Origin of the sequence: Chryseobacterium glaciei (assembly GCF_001648155.1) — a bacterium.
In the GTDB taxonomy this organism is placed as follows: domain Bacteria; phylum Bacteroidota; class Bacteroidia; order Flavobacteriales; family Weeksellaceae; genus Chryseobacterium; species Chryseobacterium glaciei.
Genome location: NZ_CP015199.1, coordinates 2,070,518 through 2,094,491 on the forward strand (window position 1 = coordinate 2,070,518; position 23,974 = coordinate 2,094,491).

At 33.1% G+C, this 23,974-nt stretch carries 18 protein-coding genes; 12 read left to right on the forward strand and 6 right to left on the reverse strand.

All coding sequences use genetic code 11. From position 1 onward, the window contains the following. Window positions 1-232: 232 nt before the first annotated feature. From surE to A0O34_RS09265, 3 genes are all read left to right on the forward strand, one after another. Window positions 233-1,003, forward strand: coding sequence for a 5'/3'-nucleotidase SurE (surE, locus tag A0O34_RS09255; RefSeq protein WP_066753987.1), 771 nt, complete (start codon window positions 233-235; stop codon window positions 1,001-1,003). Beyond that, window positions 1,003-1,668, forward strand: a complete 666-nt coding sequence (locus A0O34_RS09260) for a GNAT family N-acetyltransferase (protein WP_066753988.1) — start codon at window positions 1,003-1,005, stop codon at window positions 1,666-1,668. Before surE ends, A0O34_RS09260 begins: the two co-directional genes overlap by 1 nt. Window positions 1,669-2,060: 392 nt before the next feature. Next, complete coding sequence (locus A0O34_RS09265) at window positions 2,061-3,101, forward strand: GMP reductase (RefSeq protein WP_066759602.1); 1,041 nt, start codon at window positions 2,061-2,063, stop codon at window positions 3,099-3,101. A 53-nt stretch (window positions 3,102-3,154) separates the two neighbouring features. Here the strand turns inward: A0O34_RS09265 and A0O34_RS09270 are convergent, their stop codons facing one another. The 5 genes from A0O34_RS09270 to A0O34_RS09290 form a co-directional block, all read right to left on the reverse strand. Further along, window positions 3,155-4,477: a DUF6056 family protein gene (locus tag A0O34_RS09270; protein ID WP_066753989.1), complete on the reverse strand. Its 1,323-nt coding sequence runs from the start codon at window positions 4,475-4,477 to the stop codon at window positions 3,155-3,157. A 3-nt stretch (window positions 4,478-4,480) separates the two neighbouring features. Then, the gene (gene fabG / locus A0O34_RS09275) at window positions 4,481-5,224 is read right to left on the reverse strand and encodes a 3-oxoacyl-[acyl-carrier-protein] reductase (RefSeq protein WP_066753990.1); all 744 of its coding nucleotides are present in this window, start codon (window positions 5,222-5,224) and stop codon (window positions 4,481-4,483) included. A 178-nt stretch (window positions 5,225-5,402) separates the two neighbouring features. Then, on the reverse strand, window positions 5,403-6,839 hold the full coding sequence (locus A0O34_RS09280; protein ID WP_066753991.1) for a WG repeat-containing protein: 1,437 nt from the start codon (window positions 6,837-6,839) through the stop codon (window positions 5,403-5,405). A gap of 39 nt (window positions 6,840-6,878) precedes the next feature. Then, window positions 6,879-7,553 carry a 16S rRNA (cytidine(1402)-2'-O)-methyltransferase gene (gene rsmI, locus A0O34_RS09285; RefSeq protein WP_066753992.1) on the reverse strand — a complete coding sequence of 225 codons (675 nt, stop codon included), beginning with the start codon at window positions 7,551-7,553 and terminating at the stop codon, window positions 6,879-6,881. 8 nt (window positions 7,554-7,561) lie between these two features. Next, complete coding sequence (locus tag A0O34_RS09290) at window positions 7,562-9,115, reverse strand: hypothetical protein (RefSeq protein WP_066753993.1); 1,554 nt, start codon at window positions 9,113-9,115, stop codon at window positions 7,562-7,564. Window positions 9,116-9,175: 60 nt separating this feature from the next. On the opposite strand from A0O34_RS09290, the gene A0O34_RS09295 reads away from it, so the two are divergent. The 6 genes from A0O34_RS09295 to A0O34_RS09320 all read left to right on the forward strand — a co-directional run bounded on the left by A0O34_RS09295 (window position 9,176) and on the right by A0O34_RS09320 (window position 17,976). Continuing rightward, complete coding sequence (locus tag A0O34_RS09295; protein WP_066753995.1) at window positions 9,176-9,763, forward strand: thymidine kinase; 588 nt, start codon at window positions 9,176-9,178, stop codon at window positions 9,761-9,763. A 140-nt stretch (window positions 9,764-9,903) separates the two neighbouring features. Next, window positions 9,904-12,351, forward strand: coding sequence for a bifunctional UDP-N-acetylmuramoyl-tripeptide:D-alanyl-D-alanine ligase/alanine racemase (locus A0O34_RS09300; protein WP_066753997.1), 2,448 nt, complete (start codon window positions 9,904-9,906; stop codon window positions 12,349-12,351). Between the two features lie 2 nt (window positions 12,352-12,353). Then, window positions 12,354-14,510: a patatin-like phospholipase family protein gene (locus A0O34_RS09305; RefSeq protein WP_066753999.1), complete on the forward strand. Its 2,157-nt coding sequence runs from the start codon at window positions 12,354-12,356 to the stop codon at window positions 14,508-14,510. A 4-nt stretch (window positions 14,511-14,514) separates the two neighbouring features. Beyond that, window positions 14,515-14,922 carry an rRNA maturation RNase YbeY gene (gene ybeY, locus A0O34_RS09310; protein WP_066754001.1) on the forward strand — a complete coding sequence of 136 codons (408 nt, stop codon included), beginning with the start codon at window positions 14,515-14,517 and terminating at the stop codon, window positions 14,920-14,922. 256 nt (window positions 14,923-15,178) lie between these two features. After that, window positions 15,179-17,041 (forward strand): tRNA uridine-5-carboxymethylaminomethyl(34) synthesis enzyme MnmG, encoded by a 1,863-nt coding sequence (gene mnmG, locus A0O34_RS09315; protein WP_066754003.1) that lies wholly within the window; start codon window positions 15,179-15,181, stop codon window positions 17,039-17,041. A gap of 113 nt (window positions 17,042-17,154) precedes the next feature. Continuing rightward, the gene (locus A0O34_RS09320) at window positions 17,155-17,976 is read left to right on the forward strand and encodes a class I SAM-dependent methyltransferase (RefSeq protein ID WP_066754007.1); all 822 of its coding nucleotides are present in this window, start codon (window positions 17,155-17,157) and stop codon (window positions 17,974-17,976) included. Window positions 17,977-18,682: 706 nt separating this feature from the next. Here A0O34_RS09320 and A0O34_RS09330 read toward each other — a convergent pair. Continuing rightward, a complete protein-coding gene (locus tag A0O34_RS09330; protein WP_066754011.1) occupies window positions 18,683-19,873 on the reverse strand; it encodes a phosphoglycerate kinase in 1,191 nt (396 codons plus the stop codon). A 556-nt stretch (window positions 19,874-20,429) separates the two neighbouring features. On the opposite strand from A0O34_RS09330, the gene rpiB reads away from it, so the two are divergent. From rpiB to A0O34_RS09345, 3 genes are all read left to right on the forward strand, one after another. Beyond that, a complete protein-coding gene (gene rpiB / locus A0O34_RS09335) occupies window positions 20,430-20,864 on the forward strand; it encodes a ribose 5-phosphate isomerase B (protein WP_066754013.1) in 435 nt (144 codons plus the stop codon). Between the two features lie 342 nt (window positions 20,865-21,206). Further along, window positions 21,207-23,360, forward strand: a complete 2,154-nt coding sequence (gene rnr, locus A0O34_RS09340) for a ribonuclease R (RefSeq protein ID WP_066754015.1) — start codon at window positions 21,207-21,209, stop codon at window positions 23,358-23,360. Window positions 23,361-23,362: 2 nt separating this feature from the next. Next, window positions 23,363-23,881: a hypothetical protein gene (locus tag A0O34_RS09345; protein ID WP_066754020.1), complete on the forward strand. Its 519-nt coding sequence runs from the start codon at window positions 23,363-23,365 to the stop codon at window positions 23,879-23,881. The last annotated feature ends 93 nt before the right edge of the window (window positions 23,882-23,974 follow it).

Here is a 23,974-nt window from a genome sequence, read left to right on the forward strand (position 1 = left end):
AAGTATTTTAATTAGTAGTAATTTTTAATTTACTGTTACAAACTATCAAATTTAATACCTTATTTATAAATATCAGACAGTTTTAAGGAATTTTATTAAAAGAGCCGTTCTCATTTAATTTATTGCCCTTTGAAATTAGTTTTACAAAAGATATCAAAGTTAAAATAATATTTAAATTCAAGGTTTTTAAAGAAAGTCTTTTACACTATATTTGTTAAAATTAAAATTTAATATGGAAAGACCACTTATTCTGGTTACTAATGATGATGGAATCACAGCACCTGGTATCAGAAATCTTATCAGTTTCATGAACGAAATCGGAGAAGTTGTTGTTGTAGCACCCAATTCTCCTCAAAGCGGAAAAGGCCACGCAATTACCATTAACTCAACTTTAAGCTTCGAAGAAGTTACGCTTGAAGGCCCACAAACAGACTTTTCTTGCAGCGGAACTCCCGTTGACTGCGTAAAAATGGCTCTTGATAAAATCTTAACAAGAAGACCGGATATCGTAGTTTCAGGAATCAATCATGGAGCGAATTCTTCAATTAATGTTATCTATTCCGGGACGATGTCTGCAGCTGTTGAGGCTGGAGTTGAAGGAATTCCTGCGATCGGATTTTCATTACAGGATTTCAGTTGGGAAGCAGATTTTTCTCAGGCAAAAGAATTTATTCAAAATATCGTTAGAAGAACATTGGAGAACCCAATGCCAAAAGGAATTGTATTAAATGTAAACATTCCGAAACTTCCTAAAGAGGAAATTAAAGGCATTAAAGTCTGCAAACAGGCCAATGCAAAATGGGAAGAAAGCTTCGACGAAAGAGTAAATCCACACGGAAAAAAATACTATTGGCTGACAGGATATTTCAATAATATGGACGAATCTGAAGATGCTGACGAAACTGCTTTAGCTGCAGGATACATCTCAATTGTACCTGTAAAATTTGATATGACCGCTTACGAATACATCAAAACGTTGGAAGAAGTAATGAAGTTTGATTAATGTACGAGAAATTAGACAATCCTGTATATCATTCACTTAATGAATATCATGAAAAGTTTTGCTTAAACTTCGGAGATTCTAAATTTTATAATCCTGAAGTCGCCGCTTTCGGAGGTTCATCAACGATTGCAAAAGAAAAAGACATCACAGAATATGCAAAAATCTGTGATGATTTTCTAGTTTTTGGAGCAAAACCTAGTTTAGGAAATTTTAAAACAGAAATGTCCCAGCTTGTTTGTGATCAATATGTTTTAGAAAATACAATTGAATTGGATTTTACTGAAGATATTATCGAGCTTAAAAATGAAAATCACGATGAATTATTGGCATTTGTCAAGAAGTTTTATCCTCATTATTTCAAAAACAGAACACCAGAATTAGGTCGATATTTTGGAATTTTTAAAGATGATAAATTGGTTACAGTAACAGGTCAGCGAATGCAGATGAACGATATGACAGAAGTAAGTGCCGTGATCACAGATACAGATTACCTTGGAAAAGGTCTTGCAAAACAATTGGTCGCATTTGTTTCAAATACAATATTTGAAGATGGCAAAACGCCTTTTCTGCATGTTGCTGAAAATAATCTCGGAGCTAAAAAGCTTTATGAAAAGCTTGGATTTGATTTGAGAGGCAAAATAAATTTATGGGGTGTGAAAAGATAATTTTCACATCTTTTTTTTATAAATGTTCTTTTGTCTTGAAACAAAAGAACCAAAAATTCAAGACTTGGAAACTTCTGCTAAAAATTAAAATTTAATCCTAAAATCCCCAAAACTTGCGCGAATTTATTATTTGTTTTTCGATTCAAAATTGGTGTCGCGCTTCAAACAGTGGGAATTTTTTAACGGATTAAACTTTAATTTTCTTAACGCGCCAGTTTCCTATGTCAATTCAATTTTAGTTTTCAAATTCAATATTAAAATCTGCCAAATTTGCTAAATCAGCGAGATAATTTATAATGAAGTTTATTCTTAAAGAATTTATAAAATCCTTTAAATCCACTATTTCATTAAATCTTTTTCCTACATTTATTCTTATTAATTTTTTCCAAATTATGAGAATAGAATACGATATAAAACTGGGTTTTAAGGATGTTATGTTCCGCCCGAAACGTTCTACATTAAAATCCCGTTCGGAAGTTAGCCTAGAAAGAGAATTTACCTTTAAACATACCAAAAAGAAATGGCAGGGAACTCCCATCATCGCAGCCAATATGGATACTGTGGGAACTTTTGAAATGGCTGTAGAATTAGCAAAAGATAAGATCATTACAGCTATTCACAAACATTATTCTGTTGAAGAATGGAGTGATTTTTTAAATAGTCAGCCTGAAAGTATTCATCAATATATTGCATTAAGCACAGGAACCGGCAAAGCTGATGAAGAAAAGCTTCAACAAATCCTCGAAAAGCATCCAAAAATTGAGTTTCTCTGTATTGATGTTGCCAATGGTTATTCCGAGCATTTTGTGGGCTTTGTAAAGAAAGCAAGAGCCAATTTCCCTGATAAAATCATTATTGCCGGAAATGTTGTAACGGGCGAAATGGTTGAAGAGCTTCTTTTGGTTGGCGCAGATATCATTAAAGTAGGAATCGGACCAGGTTCTGTTTGTACGACCCGTGTAAAAACCGGCGTTGGTTACCCACAACTTTCCGCAATTATTGAATGTTCAGATGCAGCTCATGGTTTAGGAGGTCATATCATTGCAGACGGTGGCTGTAAAGTTCCGGGAGATGTGGCCAAAGCTTTTGGCGGCGGTGCCGATTTTGTGATGCTCGGCGGAATGTTTGCCGGTCATGACGAAAGCGGCGGCGAAATTATCGAAGAAAACGGCAAAAAATACCGCACATTCTACGGAATGAGTTCAAAAACAGCGATGGACAAACATTCAGGTGGCGTTGCTGAATACAGAGCTTCTGAAGGAAAAACGGTGAAAGTAGCTTACAAAGGTCCGGTTTCGGAGACGGTGAAGGATATTTTGGGCGGTGTACGTTCTACCTGTACTTATGTTGGAGCGTCAAAGTTGAAGGAATTGTCAAAAAGGACGACTTTTATCAGGGTTCAGGAACAGGAAAATCAGGTTTTTAAAGATTAAAACAATTTAAATATTAAAAAATGTCTCTATAATTATTATTTGGAGGCATTTTTTTAATCCTCTACTCTAATATATTTTTTATCAAAATACTTTTGCAATTGTTCGCTTACGTAGTTTTTATCTTCTTTTACAGAAGACATTTCATCAAAATATAAAATTTTAGGAACTGTTTTAATCCTGTCAATAATTAAGGAGTCTTTTTTCGAATTTTTGATGGTGTTTATTCTATTTTCTATTTCCTGATCGTACTTTTTCAAATCTGTAAAAAGAATCTCTTTCCCAATCGTATTTATATTAAAATCAAAGTTAAAATTTGAATATTTTTCAGGTAAAAAATTAGTCTCGGGTAAAAATATGATCACAAGGCTTACCCACCAGTATTTTTTTATTTTTTCAACCATAAAAAACCATAAAACGGAAGAAGAAACAAAATAGAAAAATATAATATTTTCAAATTGTCTTCCCATCGTATTCATGATGTAGGCTGTAAAAATCAATGGCAGAAAAGAAACAGACCAAATAATTAATGCTTTTTTGAAGTTTATTTTTTTAATAATAAATCTTAATTCGCTTTCAAATATTTTGATAAATAATGGCATTATTAAAGATGTTTTAATAAAAAAAAAGATGTTATTGACTCCAAAAATGCCGATCCTTTTGATAGATTTCATTAAAAATCCTCCGGTGGAATCATCTAACCTTTTAAAATTTCCGGGAGCTAAGAAACTTACCAAACAAAACAGTAATCCTAGAATCAATAGAAATTGAGTTTCTTTCGTTCTTTTTTGATAGTAAAATACAGCCAACGAACCCAAAAGAATTAAAGCTGACAGTTCATTAGAGCCCATTAAAATAACAATCAATACAGCTAACAGGTAAAACCATATTCTACTCTTAGATTCTGCATATTTTCCCAAGAAATACAGCAAAAAACCAAATAAAATAATTGGCAGGAAATATATATTTGAACCCGTAATCCAAAAATAATGCTCCGGAATACTGACTAAAAGTACCGTGTAAAAAAAGAAAAGAATGAAGCCTTTGACAGTAGCTTCCTTTAAAGAATATTTGAAATATTGCTTAAAATTTAAGACTGATAGTCCTATAAAACTTAAGAATAAAAAAACAGGATAAACTTTGGGCAAAATCCCCGTATTATCTTCTGAAACAGGATTTAATGTATTGATAGAATATCCAAAATACCTTCCACCCCAGTTTAAATAAAAGCTTTTACTATTATTGAGAAATCCAAGTTTCCGGGTTCCGTATGAGTAGATATAATCATCGGTTTGATATACATTAAAATAAGCAATGTACATCAAACCGATAAGGGTAAAAATCGACAAGAATAAAACGATATTCTGTACAGATTTCATATTTTATGTTAGCATTCCGCCATCAACATTCAGAACCTGACCTGTAACGTAAGCAGACATCTCGCTTCCGAAGAATACACAAGCATTTGCAATATCTTCAGGCTGTCCTCCTCTCTTCAAAGGAATTCCTTCTCTCCAAGCCTGAACTACTTTTTCGTCTAAAGCACCCGTCATTTCAGTTTCAATGAAACCTGGAGCAACAGCGTTACAACGGATATTTCTTGAACCCAATTCAAGGGCAACAGATTTTGTAAATCCGATAACTCCCGCCTTAGATGCCGCGTAATTTGCCTGTCCGGCATTTCCTTTTACTCCCACTACAGAAGTCATATTGATGATAGATCCTGATTTTGCCTTCATCATAGGCTTGATAACCGCCTTTGTAAGGTTGAATACTGAATCTAAATTTACCTTAATAATTGTGTCCCAATCGTCTTTAGACATTCTCATTAAAAGATTATCTCTTGTAATCCCTGCATTGTTGATCAAAATATCGATTTGACCAAACTCAGTCATTACTTCATCTACTAATTTTTGAGCCGCATCGTAGTCTGATGCATCAGATTGGTAACCTTTAATTTGAGTTACAGAACTTAAAGTCGCTTCTAATTCCTTTGCTTTATCTACAGAACCAGCGTAAGTGAATGCTACTTTTGCCCCCTGTTGAGCAAACATTTCTGCAATTCCTTTTCCGATTCCTCTTGTAGCTCCGGTAATAAGTGCTACTTTTCCTTCTAATAGTTTCATATTTCTGACAATTATTTTTCCTTTAATGAATTAGCTTATTGTGTTTTGGCTAATTTAATATATTTAATTTTATCGAAATTAAATGGTGCGCAAAGATATTATAATTTGTTATTTAATGCATTTTAAACCATTATTTTAATAAAATTTTATGAATGTTTTTTGTCATATGAAAATATCGTTAAAATAAGACTTTGTTTTCCGAAGACGTAAAATCTATAAATTCCGATTCCTTCCCTTTTGTAAGCTTAATTTTCTTTCTGTCTACCGAATACTTATCGTAAACAACGTCTTTTAAAGGCTCATTTTTAAGATTCGTAACGCCAAATTTATTTCCTTTTTGTACGACAACTTCATCTCCTGAAAAAAACGTGAAAATATCGTCATATACAAATGGTATGATTTCATTTCCCGCTTCATCAAGCATTCCGTAAAGGTTTTCTTTATTTTTGCAGATAATCGCCGGATAAAACTGAAATGGTTTTATGGAAGTGATATTTTTAAGCTCTGTGTAAGATTTATCTTTTGGTAAAAATTTATAAAAAGTATCTTCTTTTTTTACAATTAAATTATCAAAAAAAACTTTTTCTATTTGATAACCATCGTCTAAAACGCTGTTTAAGTTTTTATCTAAAAGTTTCTCTTCCCCATCTTTACTTACATAGAGATAATTTTCATCTTTAATTTTGAAAGCTTCAACAACATCATATTCTTTGGGAAAAATGATTTCTCCATTGGTTTTAAGAACAGCTATTTTAGGATTTTTGTCATCTTTTAAAGACTTGAACATTCCATTAAATAAATGGTTTACATAATGAAAATCAGTAGGATAAACCTTCTTTTCTGCTTTAGAAAAAATGCTTACGTTATTATCGTGTATCAAATAAATATATTCCCTTCCTACAAAAGCCTGTTCGTAGATTTCATCAGCCAAAACATTTTCATTTTCATCTACAATTCCGTATTTATTTTTGATGACGTTTTTTGTAATTAAGAAAGGAAAACCGTTGATATCTTCAATATAATGATCTGAAAACGTGGTTACTGTTTTTCCATTATTATCCAGAACCTCACCACTTCTTGCACCTGTCGTGAGGTATACTTTTCCTTTATAAAAGCGAAGATTTTCTTTAAATTCTCTGTCAGAAACCTGCTGACCGTCAAAATCATAGATAAACCAACCACCATCTTTTTTTACAAAGAATCTGTTTTCGCTGGCAAATTGTATTTCATCATAAAAAGGGATGATCTGTTTGCCGTTGTAATCATACACACAGTCTTTTCCGTCTTTGGAATAGATCATTCTGTCCTTATTTTCCCAAGTTCTGAACTTGAAATTATCAAGAGCAATCAATTGATCACCTTTTGCATCAATTAAAGCTGTCTTTCCTTTAGAAATGGCATCTTTAGTCTTTAAAATGAATCTGTTCTTAGATAAACGCGAGATTTCACTTTTAAAAGGATAATCAAAAGAAATAGAGCCCGACGAATCTACAATCCCGGATTTTCCGGTTTGCGGATCGGAAATTATTCCGTAGCCTTTGGTGTAAAAGCGGACGTCTTTTCCTAGCTCTTTAGACAATAAGATCTGCTTGTACTGATCGGTCTGCTGTGCCATACAAACCGATGAAAACAATATTAAAATTAGCTTTTTCAATTAAATAGAATTATTGACAATAAGAACGATCTCTCCTTTTAAAGTTTTGCTTTTGGAGAATTCAATTAACTCATTAATTGTCCCACGTTTAGTTTCTTCGAATTTCTTTGAGATTTCACGGCTTAAACTTGCTTTCGTGTTTTCTCCAAAGAACTCTTTTATCTGTTCAAGTGTTGTATTTATTTTGTGTGGACTTTCGTATAAAACGATTGTCTTTTTCTCTTCTGCAAGTTGTTTAAGCTTGGTTTGTCTTCCCTTTTTCTGAGGAAGAAATCCAGCAAATAAAAACTCGTTATTCGGAAGTCCGGAAACCACCAAAGCCGGAACAAAAGCTGTTGCTCCGGGCAGACAAATCATCTCAATGTTATTGTCTGATCCTGCTTTGCTTAATAAATAACCAGGATCTGAAATTCCGGGAGTTCCTGCATCGGTAATAATGGCGATATTCTGGCCGCTTTTAAGGTCATTAATTACCTTTTCCGTTGCCTGATGCTCATTATGTAAGTGATACGATTTTAAAGGTTTAGAGATTTCGTAATGCTTCAAAAGAATTCCGGAAGTTCTCGTGTCTTCACATAAAATATAATCTACCTCTTTCAGTACTTTTACTGCCCTGAAAGTCATGTCTTCTAAGTTCCCGACGGGTGTGGGAACAAAATAAAGGATTCCGCTCAAAATTTAGTTTATAAAAATTTATTTTCTACCAATATCCACAGTCTTTGTGCATATTCATCTACCTTGCTCCATTTTCTGTCGTAGTAAAGATCGCTCAGATATTCTTTTGCTTCTTCTAATGTTCTGAAACTGTTGAGTACTCCAACAACATCATTCAAATCAGACTGGCTTCCTCCGAATAATGTTTTTGTGAAAGCAATTCTGTCGTTTAGATCTAATTTAAACTCAGGTTTTGCCTTTTGTGCTTCCATTAAATTGGTCGGAATATTTGTCTTCAGGATGCTTCCTGTATCTTCTTTTACAACCGGAATTGGTTTTTCCAAAGGATTTTCTACCTGCAAATGGTCATCATCAAATAAAGACTGAACAGCCTTTAATCCTTTAATATTCGCCAATCTTATCTTTTTTTCCTGATTGTAAGCCTCTAAGTTTTCAAAACTTTCGTCAGAAGCTAGTTTTTCTTTTTCAAATTCAGGAAGTGGCTTGTCTATATTTGTGATCTTTCTTCTGTCAATTTCTTCTGCGATTACATCTTGCTCATATTTTTCTTCATTTTGAGCATCATTTTTTATTTCGCTGAGAATATTTTCAACATTGGACGTTTCATTTACCATTTCTCCCTGTCCGATAGTTGCGTTTGAAGTAATGAATTGCTCTTCACTTTCTTCAATCAGCATTTCATCGTCTTCTAAGTCTTCCCTTCCGAAAATATTTGGGATAATTTCAACTTTTTCTTCTTTTTTAGATTCAAAACTATCTTGAATCTTCTCTTCTTCATCAAAATTATTCAATTCATTTCCTCGATTGTCGGAAATTTCATTTTCAAATTCATCAATTTCGTTCAATTGATTATTAAAAATAACTTCCTCTTCCGTAATGGTCTGACTGAATATTTCTTCATTAATATCTTCATCCGTTTCAGGTTCTGCATCGGCAAGAATTCTTTCTTCATCAATGAAACTTAAAATATTCCCCTGATAATCGGAAGGTTGCTCTTCATCAATTTCATTTAACTGATGATTAAAAATTATTTCCTCTTTCGTTAAATCTGGGTCAATACAATTTTCTTCATTATTCGGTTCAGTATTTTCTTCAACAAGATTTACAATATTTTCGTGATATTCATTTTCAGCAATTTCATTCAGCTGATTATTGAAAATTGCTTCTTCCTCAGCCTCTTGAGCTTGAATATTTCCTGTCTCAACAGGACTTACAGCGTTTTCGTTGTAGGAAGATTCATGATCATTTTCGTCAATTTCATTAAATTCATTATTAAAAATAGCTTCCTCTTCTGTAACGTCATTATTTGACTCCTGGGACTCAAAATTTTGATTAACGAAAGAAATATTTTGTTGATTTTCTGAATTTTGAACAGAATTATCGGTAATAAAATACTCGATATTCTTTTCCAACAACCGTAAAAACGATATCCTGTTCGCAAGCTCATCTACAAGATCTTGCTTGGAAAGTAGTTCGTCCACATTGTTGATTTTCTCCAAAATATCAATGATATTCTTGGATTCAAAAAAAATCTTTTCCTTTAAATCTTGGATGTTCTGCATATGAGAATCTTGTTAAAATTGCTTACTTTTGATCTTAAAAATATACGGCTAATTTAACAAATGTTTTTAGAAAATACAATTAATCATTCCAAACAAAGTGGTTGGATGGAAGTTATTTGTGGCTCAATGTTTTCCGGAAAAACCGAAGAGTTGATCCGGAGACTCAGAAGAGCTGAAATGGCGGGGCAAAATGTGGAGATTTTTAAACCAAAAACGGATACCAGATATTCTGATGAGGACGTTGTTTCTCATAATCAGAATAAAATTCGCAGTACCGCAGTGGAAAGTCCTAGTGAGATTCTCTTATTAGGGTCAAATTGTGATGTTGTAGGAATTGATGAAGCACAATTTTTTGATGAAAGCATCGTAGAAATAGCTAATCAATTGGCAAACAGCGGAATACGAGTTGTAATCGCAGGCTTGGATATGGACTTTTTAGGACGTCCTTTCGGGCCGATGCCTAATTTGATGGCCACCGCAGAATACGTGACGAAAGTGCATGCTATTTGCAAGAGAACGGGTAATCTTGCCAATTATTCCATGAGAATTTCTCAGGGTAATAACCTTGTGGAGCTCGGTGAAACAGAAAGTTATGAAGCAGTAAGCCGTCGTGTTTTTATTGAAGAAGTACTTTCTAAGAAAAAATAAGATTAAATTTAAGTCTAAATTTATTTTAGATTTAATGAAAAAAATATTTTGTTTAAATGGAATGACGAAAAATTTTATCCAATCATCCAATTAATCAATAAAAAACAACCAACACAAAATATAAAGCAGAAGGGGCACCAATGAATTATACAGTACAACAAATTGCAGAAATCACCAATTCACAGATTATTGGAGATGAAAATTTAATTGTCAAAACGATAGCTTTTGACAGCAGGATCATTTATTCAACAAAAAATGCCGCCTTTATTGCAATTAATACTCAAAAAAATTCAGGGGAAAAGTTTATTGAAGCTGCTATTGACAGAGGAATTACGATCATAATTTCTGAACATCAATTTCCGCAGTTTGAAAATGTAACGTGGATTATCGTAGAGAATTCTATTGATTTTCTTCAAAAATTAGCAAAATATCATTTCGAAAATACCACCTTACAATCTATTGGAATTACGGGAAGCAACGGGAAAACTATTTTAAAAGAATGGTTGTACCAATGTCTGTGGAATGAATTCCCGACTGTGAAAAGTCCTAAAAGTTTTAATTCTCAAATCGGGCTTCCGCTTTCTTTGCTTCAAATCAACGAGTCTCACAAATTGGGAATTTTTGAAGTAGGAATTTCCAAGCCCAACGAAATGCAGAAACTGGAAAATATTTTCCATCCGCAAATTGGTTTGCTTACCCATATCGGAACTGCCCACGCAGCCAATTTTGAATCTGAGGAAGAATTAATTGATGAAAAAATTAAGCTTTTTAAAGATTCCAAAACCGTTATTTACAATGGCGATAATGAATTGGTAGACAAAAAAATAAAAGCATTATATTCAAGTAAAAAATTAATATCCTACGGCTTTAAAGGTCACAATCATGTTTTCATTAAGAATAATATTTCTAAAGACGAAAATATTGTTGTAGAATATTTTGGTGAGGAAATAAGTTTTCCGGCCAATCAAAGAGACGAAGCAACTTTAACGAATGCTTTGGCGCTGATTACAGTTCTTAAAGAGCTAGGCATCGAAAATCAAAAGATCGTCGAAAAAATCAACGCTTTAAAGGCCGTAGAAATGCGACTTGAAGCGATTGAAGGAATTAAAAATAATATTGTTATCAATGATTCTTTCAACCTAGATCTTGATTCTCTGAAAACTGCTTTACAATTTTTAAATGAGTACAATAAAACTAAAAAATCTTTGGTTTTAACGGATATTGTAGGTGTAAATTCTAATTCTCAGGAATTGTATGAAGAAGTTTCAGAGCTTGTGAATGAACAAAAATTTGACTCTGTTTTCCTGATAGGAGATGAAATATCAAAGTTTAGTGATTTATTTAAATCTAAAACTTCTACTTTTATTAATACTCAGGAATTAATTGACAGCAAACATCTTACAGAACTAGAAAATCAGATCATTTTATTAAAAGGAGCAAGAAAATTTGAGATCGAAAAATTGAAAGATCTTCTTGAACTCAGAAAACACGATACTGTTTTAGAAGTAAATTTAAATGCTATTCTTCACAACATTAATTACCATAAATCTTTACTAAAACCAGAAACCAAAATGATGGCAATGGTAAAGGCAAACTCTTATGGATTAGGAAGTTATGAAATTTCAGAGTTTTTGCAACATCATCATATTGATTATCTTGGTGTAGCTTATGCCGATGAAGGTGTTGAGCTTCGTAAAAAGGGAATTACCACTCCTATCGTTGTTATGAATCCTGAGCAACACAGTTATGATGCGATTATTGAATATAATTTAGAGCCGGAAATTTATAGTTTCAGGGTTTTGGATTTGTTTTATGAAGCAGTTCAGAAATCTGGTTACGATAAAAAATTTCCAATTCATATTAAATTAGAAACAGGAATGCATCGACTTGGCTTTAAAGATTTTGAATTGGATCAATTAAGCGAAACTTTAAATGAAAGAAACTTGAAAGTTCAAAGTATTTTCAGTCATTTATCGTCTTCAGATGTACCGGAGGAGAAGGAATTTACTTTAAAACAATTGGAAGTTTTTGAAAAAAATTCAAGTTATTTTATTGAAAAATTAGGATATTCGCCTCTTAGACATATTTTAAATTCTTCAGGAATAACAAGTTATACCAATCATCAATACAATATGGTGAGAATTGGAATAGGAATGCTAGGAGAATCACCAAATAGTGAAATACAGAAACAGTTACAGTCTGTTGTAAGTTTTAAAACGGTTATCTCTCAAATTTCTCTGGTAGAAAACGGAGAATCAGTAGGTTACAGTAGAAGATATAAAACAGACCATTTAACGAAAATTGCCACAATTCCTGTAGGATATGCAGACGGAATTCCAAGATTAATCGGCAACCAAATAGGAAAAGTAGGGATCAACAAAACATTAGCTCCAATCGTAGGAAGCATTTGCATGGATATGATGATGCTGAATGTAGACAATATTCCCAATGTAAAGGAAGGCGACACTGTAACGGTCTTCAACTCAAAACCAAGTTTAAAAGAATTTGCAGCATATTGCAAAACCATCACATACGAAGTATTAACCTCTATTTCGCCCCGGGTGAAACGGATTTATATAAAAGATTAATTATGAGAAAACTCCTGATTCTCTTATTTGTATTCCAATTACTTTTGATACAATCTCAGGTAAAAAAGAATTTAGTGATTCCTAAAAACCCAAGAATAGGACTTTCACTTGCTGGTGGCGGTGCCAAAGGTTTTTCTCATGTCGGGGTACTTAAAGTATTAGATTCTTTAGGAGTAAAAGTCGATTATATTGCCGGAACAAGTATGGGTGCAATTGTAGGAGGTTTGTACGCTTCAGGATATTCCGGAAAGGAAATTGAGAAAATTGTAATGGATACAGATTTCTACTCTCTAATCATGGATCCGAAATCCCGACAGGAAAGTACCTTCTTCAATAAATCCGTAGACAAATATCTTTTATCAATTCCTTTAAAAAACGGAAAAATTACACTACCCTCTTCCATCAGCTCTGGGCAGAAAAATGTTTATTTACTGAAAGAGCTTTTCAAAAATGTTTCCACAATTGATGATTTTTCAAAACTTCCAATTCCTTTCATGTGCGTTGCTACAAACCTTGAAAGCGGAAATATGCAGATCTTCGAAAAAGGAGATTTGGTACAGTCAATCATGGCGAGTTCTGCATTTCCATCTTTAATGGATCCTGTAAAAATTGGTGACAGTATTTACATCGACGGAGCCATGACGGTAAACTATCCTTCGAAGCCATTAAAGGACAAAGGAATCGATATCGTCATTGGTGTGGATCTTAACCAGGATCTATCGACAAGAGAGGATTTAAACAGTATTATAGCGATCCTAAATCAGGTTATTGACATGAACATCCATAAAGATACCAAACGTCAATACAAATACACAGACATCAATATTAAGCCTAATCTAAAAGGCATGACGGCCACAAGCTACGACGAAAAGAAAAAAATTCTCGATAGTGGTTATGTAGAAGGTTTAAAATACACAGAAATATTAGACCAGCTTCCCAAGCGATCTTTCGACAGACTCCGCCAACGGGTGAATCCAATTTATTCTAATGTCTATAAAATTGACAGCATCGCTATAGACGGAGGAAGAATCTTCGGGAAAAATTATGTTTTAGGAAAAATGGGATTGCGTCTCCCCTCTCTTCAAACTTATGGAAGCATTAATAAAAAAATAGATAAGCTTGTAGCTACCAATAATTATAAATTTATTAATTACGATATCATTTCGGAGAATGACGCAAGTTATCTCAAACTTTATGTAACGGAAGATGATGCCAGACACTTTGTAAAATTCGGTCTTCATTATGATGAAATTTTCAAAACAGGCTTACTTGTAAATTATTCTGCTAAACGTCTTCTCTTTAAAAATTCGAATCTTTCTCTCGATGTAGTCGTTGGTGATAAACCTAGATACTATTTAAACTACTTTATAGATAACGGATATATTCCAGGTTTCGGACTTTATTCTTCAGGAATGAGTTTTGATCTGAAAGATGGAAATAATTATGGTATAGATAAATGGGAATGGTTCAGAAATGAAGCCTACATTCAATCTGTATGGAGAGATAAGTTTGCCATCGGAGGAGGTATTAGCCACGATTACTTCGATGCTGGAGCCAACGGTACAAATAAAAGAATAGGTCGATTTTTAAACCCTTACGTATTTCTAAAAAGCGATACCCAAAACGACAGAGATTTCCCTACAAAAGGGATCTATATTGTAGCAGAAGGAAAGGTAATTGATTTAATGAAATCCGAAGTCGACAAAAGACTTGTTCAGATAAAAGCAGATATCAGAATTAATATTCCACTTACAAAACAATTCTCCTATCGTTTAAATCTTTATGGTGGAGTTACACTTGGAGAAAATCTTCCTCAATTCTATCAATACAGATTGGGAGGAATTTTCGAACAAAATATGGTTAACTTCAAAAGCTTTGGAGGTTTCTACTTTGCACAGCTTAATTCTAATAATGTTGTGTTGGTTTCAAATGATCTTCAATTCAAATTTAACAAGAACTATTTTTTCAGCGGGAATTTTTCTTTCGCAAATCTTTCCGACGATATTAATTTTCAAGATGCCGTAAAACTTAATTACAGTTCACTCGGAGTTTCCGCAGGATACAAATCTCCTTTCGGTCAGATAAGGCTTAATTTCAGCCACTCACTTAAAAATAATCAAAAAGGCATATTCAGTGTTATTTTAGGACACTGGTTTTAAAACAATGATACAATTCTTTTACGAAAACTTACAAGAATCTGTAAGTACAGACTACACAAAATGGCTGGAAGATATTATTCTTTCAGAAGGAAAAAAGCTTGGTGACATCAATTATATCTTCTGTGATGACGAGTATTTATTAAAAGTTAATCAGGATTATTTACAGCATGATTACTACACAGATATCATCACTTTCGATTACGTGAAAGGCAAAACAATAAGCGGAGAGATTTTCGTATCTTTGCAGCGCATTTCAGACAACGCTTCTACCCTATCCAAAGAATACGAAGAAGAGCTTCGAAGAGTTTTGGCTCACGGCATTCTTCATCTTTCAGGATATAAAGATAAAACGGAGGAAGAAGAAAAGTTAATGCGTAGTAAAGAAGACTTTTATTTAGCAAAGTATTCTTAACAGATTTAGAAATTCAGAGATCCAGGAATTATTTAATTTCACAATCTCTCAATCTCTCAATTTTTTTAGAAGCTTATTCCCGCTTTCCGCACTCGCTTTTTTTCTTTTTCAAAGAAAAAAGAGCTCAAACAAATGCTACAATCGGGGCTAGATAATACAAGATAAAGGCTCATTCAGACCTTATCTGGGAACTATGTTTCACGTGGAACATTTATTAAAAAGATTAAAATTTAAGGCTTAAAACAAGCAATATAAAATGATATCAGAAATATACGATGTAATCGTAGTTGGTGCAGGTCACGCAGGATGTGAAGCAGCAGCTGCAGCAGCGAACTTGGGTTCCAAGACTCTGCTTGTTACAATGAACATGCAGACGATCGGACAAATGAGTTGCAACCCTGCAATGGGAGGTATTGCAAAAGGACAGATCGTAAGAGAGATCGATGCAATGGGAGGTTATTCAGGAATTATAGCAGACAAATCTGCTATCCAGTTCAAGATGCTTAACCTATCAAAAGGTCCTGCAATGTGGTCTCCAAGAACACAAAATGACAGAATGCTTTTCGCAGAAGAATGGCGTTTTGCATTAGAAAATACACCCAATCTTGATTTCTTTCAGGATATGGTTAAGAGCTTAATTATTGAAAATGGAAGAGCCGTTGGAGTTGTAACTTCATTAGGAATTGAGATAAAATCTAAATCCGTTGTCCTTACAAACGGTACTTTTCTTAACGGATTAATCCATGTCGGAGATAAACAATTAGGTGGCGGAAGAATGGGTGAACCAAGAGCTTTTGGAATCACAGAACAACTGGTTTCTTTAGGTTTCGAAGCCGGAAGAATGAAGACCGGTACCCCACCCCGCGTAGATGGAAGAAGCTTAGATTACTCTAAAATGGAAGAACAAAAAGGAGATGAAAATCCTCAAAAATTCAGCTATTTAGATACGCCTAAGTTAACCAAACAATTAAGTTGCCACATCGTTTATACCAACGAAAAGGTACATGAAGTTCTACGTGAAGGTTTCGATAGAAGCCCAATGTTTAATGGTACAATTCAGAGTTTAGGGCCAAGATATTGCCCAAGTATTGAAGATAAGATTAACCGTTTTGCAGAGAGAACAAGACATCAGTTATTCGTAGAACCGGAAGGTTGGAAGACTGTTGAGATCTATGTAAATGGATTCAGTTCTTCTCTTCCGGAGGATATTCAGATCAAAGCAATGAAACATATTCCAGGATTTGAGAACGTAAAAGTCTTCCGTCCGGGCTATGCAATTGAATATGACTACTTCCCTCCTACTCAACTAAAGCATACTTTAGAAACAAAATTGATCGAAAATCTATACTTTGCAGGTCAGATCAACGGTACAACAGGATATGAAGAGGCAGCAGGACAAGGCTTAATTGCAGGTATAAATGCTCACAATAAAGTACACGAAAAAGAAGACTTTATCCTTAATAGAGATGAAGCTTATATCGGTGTTTTAATCGATGATTTGATCACAAAAGGGACAGAAGAACCTTATAGAATGTTTACTTCCAGAGCAGAATACAGGCTTCTTTTAAGACAGGATAATGCAGATATCAGGCTAACTGAAAAGGCATATAAACTAGGTTTAGCAAAAGAAGACAGATTAGTAAGAGTTAATGAGAAAATCGCTAAAAGTGAGCAACTTGAAGCCTTTTTGCGAGAAACTTCTTTAAAGCCAGGCGTTATAAATCCTATCCTTGAAAGCATAGAAAGCAACCCTGTAGACCAAGCTTACAGAGCCGCTCAGTTCCTTACAAGACCTAATATTACACTGGAAAAACTGGATAATATTGATGTTATTAAAGAATTTACTTCTCAATTTGACGATGAAGTAAGAGAACAGGCAGAGGTAAATATCAAGTATAAAGGTTATATAGAAAAGGAAAAAGAGAACGTTGCCAAGCTTAATCGTTTGGAAAATGTAAAGATTCCTGAAGACTTTGATTATATAAAAATATCAAGCCTTTCTGCAGAAGCAAAACAAAAAATGACTAAAGTAAGACCAAAAACTCTTGCTCAGGCAGGAAGAATTAGCGGTGTTTCACCTGCTGACATTAATGTTTTAATGGTCTATTTAGGACGATAATTAAGAAATGTTTCACGTGAAACATCTATAAAATATAGACAAAAATTAAGGTATTTATAAGGTTATTTTATCTTCTAAATATCTTAATTTTTAATTTAAAAGAAGTTATTTAAATGAAAATTAAAGATCATTTTCTTTCTCAGGAAGTATTTGAAATTAAAGAAACAGAAACAAAAGGAGTCTTCAAGACCTCCCCTATTCCATCGAATATTTCAAAATATTATGAAAGTGAAGACTATATTTCTCACCACCAAGATTCCGGAAGCTTAAAAGAAAAGCTATATAAATTTCTACAATCTTTCAATTTGCAATACAAAAAAACGATCCTTATTGATAGAATTAATAAAGGTTCTAAAGTATTAGACTACGGTTGTGGCGCAGGAGAATTTGTAAAATATATAGAAAATGATTTTGAAACTTTAGGTTTTGAACCTGATTCAGATGCCAGAAAAGCAGCTCAAAGTAAAATTACGAAAGCTAAAATTTTAGATAATATCAATCTAATTGAAGATGAAAGTTTAGATGCAATTACTTTATGGCATGTATTCGAGCACGTGGAAAATCAGGATGAAATGCTGGAAATCTTCAATAAAAAATTAAAAGAAAAAGGATTATTAATTATCGCTGTTCCCAACCCTACTTCTTATGATGCAAAACATTATAAAGAATATTGGGCAGCTTACGATGTACCGAGACACATCTATCATTTTTCTAAAAACGGAATGGAAAATTTAATTTCAAAGAAACCCAATTGGAAAATGAGAAAAATCAAACCTTTGGTCTTAGATTCTTATTATATCTCCATGTTGAGCGAAAAATACAAGAAATCTCCTCTTTTTTGGGTAAAAGCAACTATCTACGGAACGATTTCTAACGTAAAAGCATTGTTTTCTAACGAATTTTCAAGTTTGATATACATTATCGAAAAAAAGTAGAAAATCGATTTTTAAGGCATTTATAGAGGTGAATTTTCATCAATTTCGATTAAAAAAAGCAAAACTCAGGATATTTTCCTGAGTTTTTATTTTTCCAGCTCCTCTCCTACTCTGAACTTTTCCGTCAATTTTTTTTGAAAAGAGAAAATTCTTAAAAATTCCAATTATTTCGATTAAAATTGTTGGTAACATATTAGTAAGCCAATAAATGGATTTGAATTTTGAAGAATTAGGCATTTAAAAATTTTTAAAATATAATTTTCTAGTCACCTTAAAATCAGATTCTGAAAAAAATTTAGCCTACACCCCTGCTATGAGCATTCAAATTCTGAGTACAGTCAAAATATTTTATTTAATAATTCTTCATCACACTCACTCTACTCCTCCGTAAGAAATACATCTAGGAAAATAAAATTTAAATTATAATTTCTAAGGAAGAACAACTTGGACAGAAATCCACTCGGAAAGAGAAAAAGTAAGTTTCAAAAAAGTAAATACTTTCAAAAACATACATTTTTAAGCTCTAATTCAAAATAATGTCCAAATACCTTAAGAATTCTAGTTTTTTAATTTTAAATATAGTTCTGAAAGCCATTTTTTTGACATTTTTGAGAAAATAGTAATTTTTAAGAATTTAGAAAAATCAGAAAACAAAAAAAGTCTGCCGATAGATTCAGCAGACTTTAAAATATCTTTTTTAAAAATTTTATTTGTTGATAGCAGCAACACCCGGAAGTTCTAAACCTTCCAGACTTTCAAGCATTGCTCCACCTCCGGTAGAAACATAACTCACTTTATCTGCGTAACCGAATTGTTTTACAAAAGCAACACTGTCTCCTCCTCCAACTAAAGAGAAAGCTCCAAGTTTTGTAGCTTCAGCAATACTTTCCCCAAGAGCTACAGTTCCCGCTGAGAAGTTTGACATTTCAAAAACTCCAATCGGGCCATTCCATAAAATTGTTCTTGAATTCAAAAGAACGTCATTGAACTGATCTCTAGATTTTGGACCAGCATCCAATCCCATCCATCCTTCAGGAATTTCGTAAATATCTACTTCTTTTCTTTCTGCGTCGTTACTGAAACTTTCAGCAATCATCGTATCAGACGGAAGATAAATTTTTACGTTGTGTTCTTTAGCTTTTCCTAAAATTTCTAGAGCAAGAGGTAATTTATCTTCTTCAACCAATGAAGTTCCGATTTTTCCTCCAAGAGCTTTAATAAAAGTAAATGCCATTCCACCACCGATGATCAAATTATCAATTGCAGGAAGGATATTTTCTATAATGGTAATTTTAGTTGAAACCTTAGATCCACCAAGTATAGCTGTAACAGGCTTTTCACCACTTTTCAAAACTTTATCTATAGCTTTTAGTTCATTAGCCATTAACAAACCGAAAAATTTAGTTGAAGTAAAGTAGTTTGCAATGACTGCTGTAGAAGCGTGAGCTCTGTGCGCAGTACCAAAAGCGTCATTTACAAAAGCATCCCCTAACTTAGAAAGTTGTTCTGCAAAGCCTTCGTCACCTTTTTCTTCTTCATTATGAAAACGTAGATTCTCCAATAATAAGATTTCTCCCGGTTTAAGATCTGCAGCTGCCTGCTCAGCTTTCTCTCCGATAGACTCTTCTACAAATTTTACTTCTCTGCCAAGCACAGAAGAGACTTCGTTAAGAATATGTTTTAGAGAAAACTCATCTTTCACTTCTCCTTTGGGTCTCCCAAGGTGTGTCATCAAAATTACGGAACCTCCATCATTGAGAATTTTCTCAACCGTTGGTTTTACGGCTACGATCCTTGTGTTGTCTGTAACTTTAAGCTGATCATCCTGCGGAACATTGAAATCCACTCTTACCAGAGCTTTTTTATCTTTAAAATTGAAATCGTTGATTGTTTTCATAAATTTCTGTTGAATTTTCGTTTCACAAATGTAAGATTTTAAAATTTTTGAAAAGCTCCAACCGGATAAAAGTTTTCAGAAAAGTTATTCGCAGAACCATCACTCACCTATCAACAATATTTTCTTCTTTATAAAAAAAAGAATGATAGTTGTTGTTGAGTGTTGTTAGTTTGGGGGATAAGTTTTTTTGAAATACTTTATAACACTTAATTTTTATGCTACTAACATCTTATTTACATTATAATCCATTGTTAATCTGATTTTTCGGTTGGTTACTAACAAATATGGATAACTTTTCCCCAATTCCGATTATTAATAACTGATTTATGGAAAAGTTGAAGAAATCTCTGAGTAAACTTTTTGAAAAAAAGTGTTAAAATTTTTGGAGGCAATTTTCATTACAACTTTTTTTAATGTTACGAAACATTTACTTCAGATGTTTTTTCAACACTTACTCACAAGGCTTTTCACAATTAATCCCCAAAAATTCAAGAGTTATCCACATTATACTTACATTTGTGTGGAAATATGTCTAAAAAAGTTTAATTCAAGAATTATGAAAAGAAAAATTGCTATCGCTGCAGACCACGCTGGCTTCGAGTATAAGGAGATTGTTAAGAACTATTTATCAGAAAACTTTGATGTTCAGGATTTTGGAACGTTTTCCACAGACAGTGTGGATTATCCTGACTTTGTACACCCAGCAGCGACCTCTGTTGAAAATGGAGAAAATGAGCTGGGTATTCTTCTATGCGGAAGCGGAAACGGTGTTCAGATCACGGCGAACAAACATCAGAAAATTCGTTGCGCTCTTTGTTGGATGCCCGAGATTGCAAGTTTGGCAAGACAGCATAATGACGCGAATATGATTTCGATTCCTGCAAGGTTCATCTCAAAAGAGGTAGCTATTGAAATAGTAAATAAATTTCTTTCTACAGATTTTGAAGGTGGCAGACACCAAGGCAGAGTTGACAAAATAGCATTTTGCTAAACATATAAAGGCTTGTAAATCAAATTGCAAGCCTTATTTATTTTTTATTTTGTATATTTGCGTGTTGAATAGAGAACATATTCCATACTTACTTCTCAAAACCTATATAATATTTAACAGATATTTAATAGAAGGTTTTTCTCCCCTCTTCTCCATATTTGTATTAAATTTATACAAAACAAAAATCCAACTATAAAAAAGGAAGGAAAATTGATGTAGTTGTTTAAACTAAACAAAAAATAAAATCATCTTATATAATAAGTTTTTAGATGATTTTAAAGAAAAAAGTGGTTTTAATAATGAATTTTAAAACCAAAAGTAATTAATAAAGAAAATTAAAAAATGCCAAAAAAGAAAAAATATATAAGTCAGAAAAATGATCATAAGCTGATGGAAATCGGCAGATTGATCCTTCGTTTCATGACTGAAAATTCTACGAAGATCTATAATTATAAGCAGATCTCAGACGGAATTGATTATAAAAATCCAAGACAGAGAGAGCTTGTGATTCAGGCTTTACATAAACTTCAGGGTTCTGAAAGAATTAAGGAAACTGAAAAAGGAAAATATATATTAAACCTGAATATTGAAGGAACTTTAACCGGAACCATTGATTTTAACCAGTCAGGAAATGCCTATGTAAGAGTTGAAGGTCTTGAAGATGACGTTTTCATTCATTCTAAAAATGTAAAAGATGCGCTACAGGGTGATAAAGTTTTAATCGTCACCTATAATTATAAAGGAAAGAAAATGGAAGGTTCTGTTTTAGAGGTTTTGGAAAGAACCAGAACAGAATTTGTAGGAACTTTACAGGTTGTTACCCATAAAGATTTCGGATTTGTTGTTTGTGATAAAAAGTCGATCAACACAGATATTTTTATTCCAAAAGGAAAATTCGGAGGTGCTCAGGATGGTGATAAAGTTGTTGTAAAAATGACAGAATGGAGACCTGGTGATAAAAATCCTGAAGGTGAAATTATCAAGGTTTTAGGTGCTCCTGGAGAACATGAGACTGAGATCCACTCTATTCTTGCGGAATATGGTCTGCCTTATCAATTCCCTGAGGAAGTTGAAGCAGATGCCGATAAAATCGACAGAAGAATTACCGAAGAAGAAGTTGCAAAACGTTGGGATATGAGAGGTATTACAACCTTTACGATTGACCCAAAAGATGCAAAAGATTTTGATGATGCCTTATCTATAAGAAAATTGGATAATGGAAATTGGGAAATTGGAGTGCACATTGCAGACGTTTCTCATTACGTAATTCCGGGAACTATTTTGGATGATGAAGCCTATCAAAGAGCTACATCGGTATATTTAGTTGACCGAGTTGTTCCGATGTTACCGGAAGTTTTAAGTAACGATGTTTGTTCACTTAGACCAAACGAAGATAAATTTACTTTCTCTGCAGTTTTTGAATTAAATGACAGCGCAGAAATTCAGAAACAGTGGTTTGGTAGAACGGTAATTCATTCCGACAGAAGATTTACTTACGAGGAAGCTCAGGAAAGAATTGAAAATAAAGAAGGAGATTATACAGAAGAGATTTTAGTTCTTGATAATTTAGCGAAAATCATGCGTGCAGAACGTATCAGACAAGGTGCGATTACGTTTGACAGAAGCGAAGTAAGATTTAATCTTGATGAAAATAATCAGCCGATCGGAGTGTACTTTAAAGTAAGTAAAGACTCAAATCATTTGATTGAAGAATTCATGCTTTTAGCAAATAAAAAGGTTTCAGAATTCGTTTCATTATCTAAAAAAGGATCGCCAACAAATAATACATTTATTTACAGGATTCACGATGATCCGGATCCTGCAAAATTAGAAGCTTTAAGAGATTTTGTTTCTACTTTCGGATATAAAATGGATTTGGCGAATACCAAAAAAGTAGCAGAATCTTTAAACCAATTACTAAGTGATGTAAAAGGAAAAGGCGAAGAAAATATGGTTGAAACGTTAGCGATGCGAAGTATGAGTAAAGCAGTTTATTCTACAGATCCTATCGGTCACTATGGTTTGGGCTTTGATTATTATTCTCACTTCACCTCTCCTATCCGTCGTTATCCGGATTTGATCGCTCACCGTCTTCTTCAGCATTATCTGGATGGAGGAAAATCTCCTAGTAGAGAAGAAGTTGAAGAGAAAGCAAAATATTGTAGTTCAAGAGAAAGATTGGCAGCTGATGCTGAGAGAGACTCTATCAAATTCATGCAGGTGAAATTCATGGAGAAACATTTGGGAGAGACTTTCAGTGGTGTTATTTCAGGTGTTGCTGAATTCGGTTTCTGGGTAGAAATTCCTGAAAACGGTGCAGAAGGATTGATCAAATTAAGAGATCTTATGGATGATTCTTACACGTATGATAAAGCTACCCATGCTGTTTACGGATCCAGAACAGGAAAAAGATATCAGTTGGGAGATCAGGTTCAAATAAAAGTGATTAAAGCTAATTTGATTCAAAAACAATTGGATTTTAAGATTGTTGATTAGTAATGACTAAAATAGATAAATGTATAGTTTTTAGTATTCTTAATTTTATCTTACTTGTTACAGTTATATTTGAAACTGTTCTTAATTTTTATTGGTTTGTAGCAGCTATTATTTTACTGTACATAATAAGTCATATCTTAATTAAGAAAAATATCATAAAAGTAGGAATTTTAGGTAGAAATTATTTTTTTGGAGTTACTGTTCCGATGATAATTAATGCATTTTTTCTTATTAATTATTTGACAGGAATGAATCCTATAAATGAAACATACTGTTATACAAATATGATTGCAGAAGTTGGTGGAAGGAATAGCCATGAAAGAGGTAAAACTACTTATATCTATCTAAGTGATAATGCTTATGAATATTCTTATATGACAAGAAGTTTTTTTATTGATTATAAAAGAATGTTATTTAAAAACCAAATTATCTATACTTTTGAAAGAGGAATTTTTGGATTAAAAATTAGAAAAGATTATCAGTTTATTTACAACGAAAATTGTTCGGACGAAGAAAATTGATTAAACAAATATCACAACATATTATAAAAGACTACAAATTTTGTAGTCTTTTTTGTTTAAAAAAAGCGTCTAAATTGAGTTTCAAAACCTAAA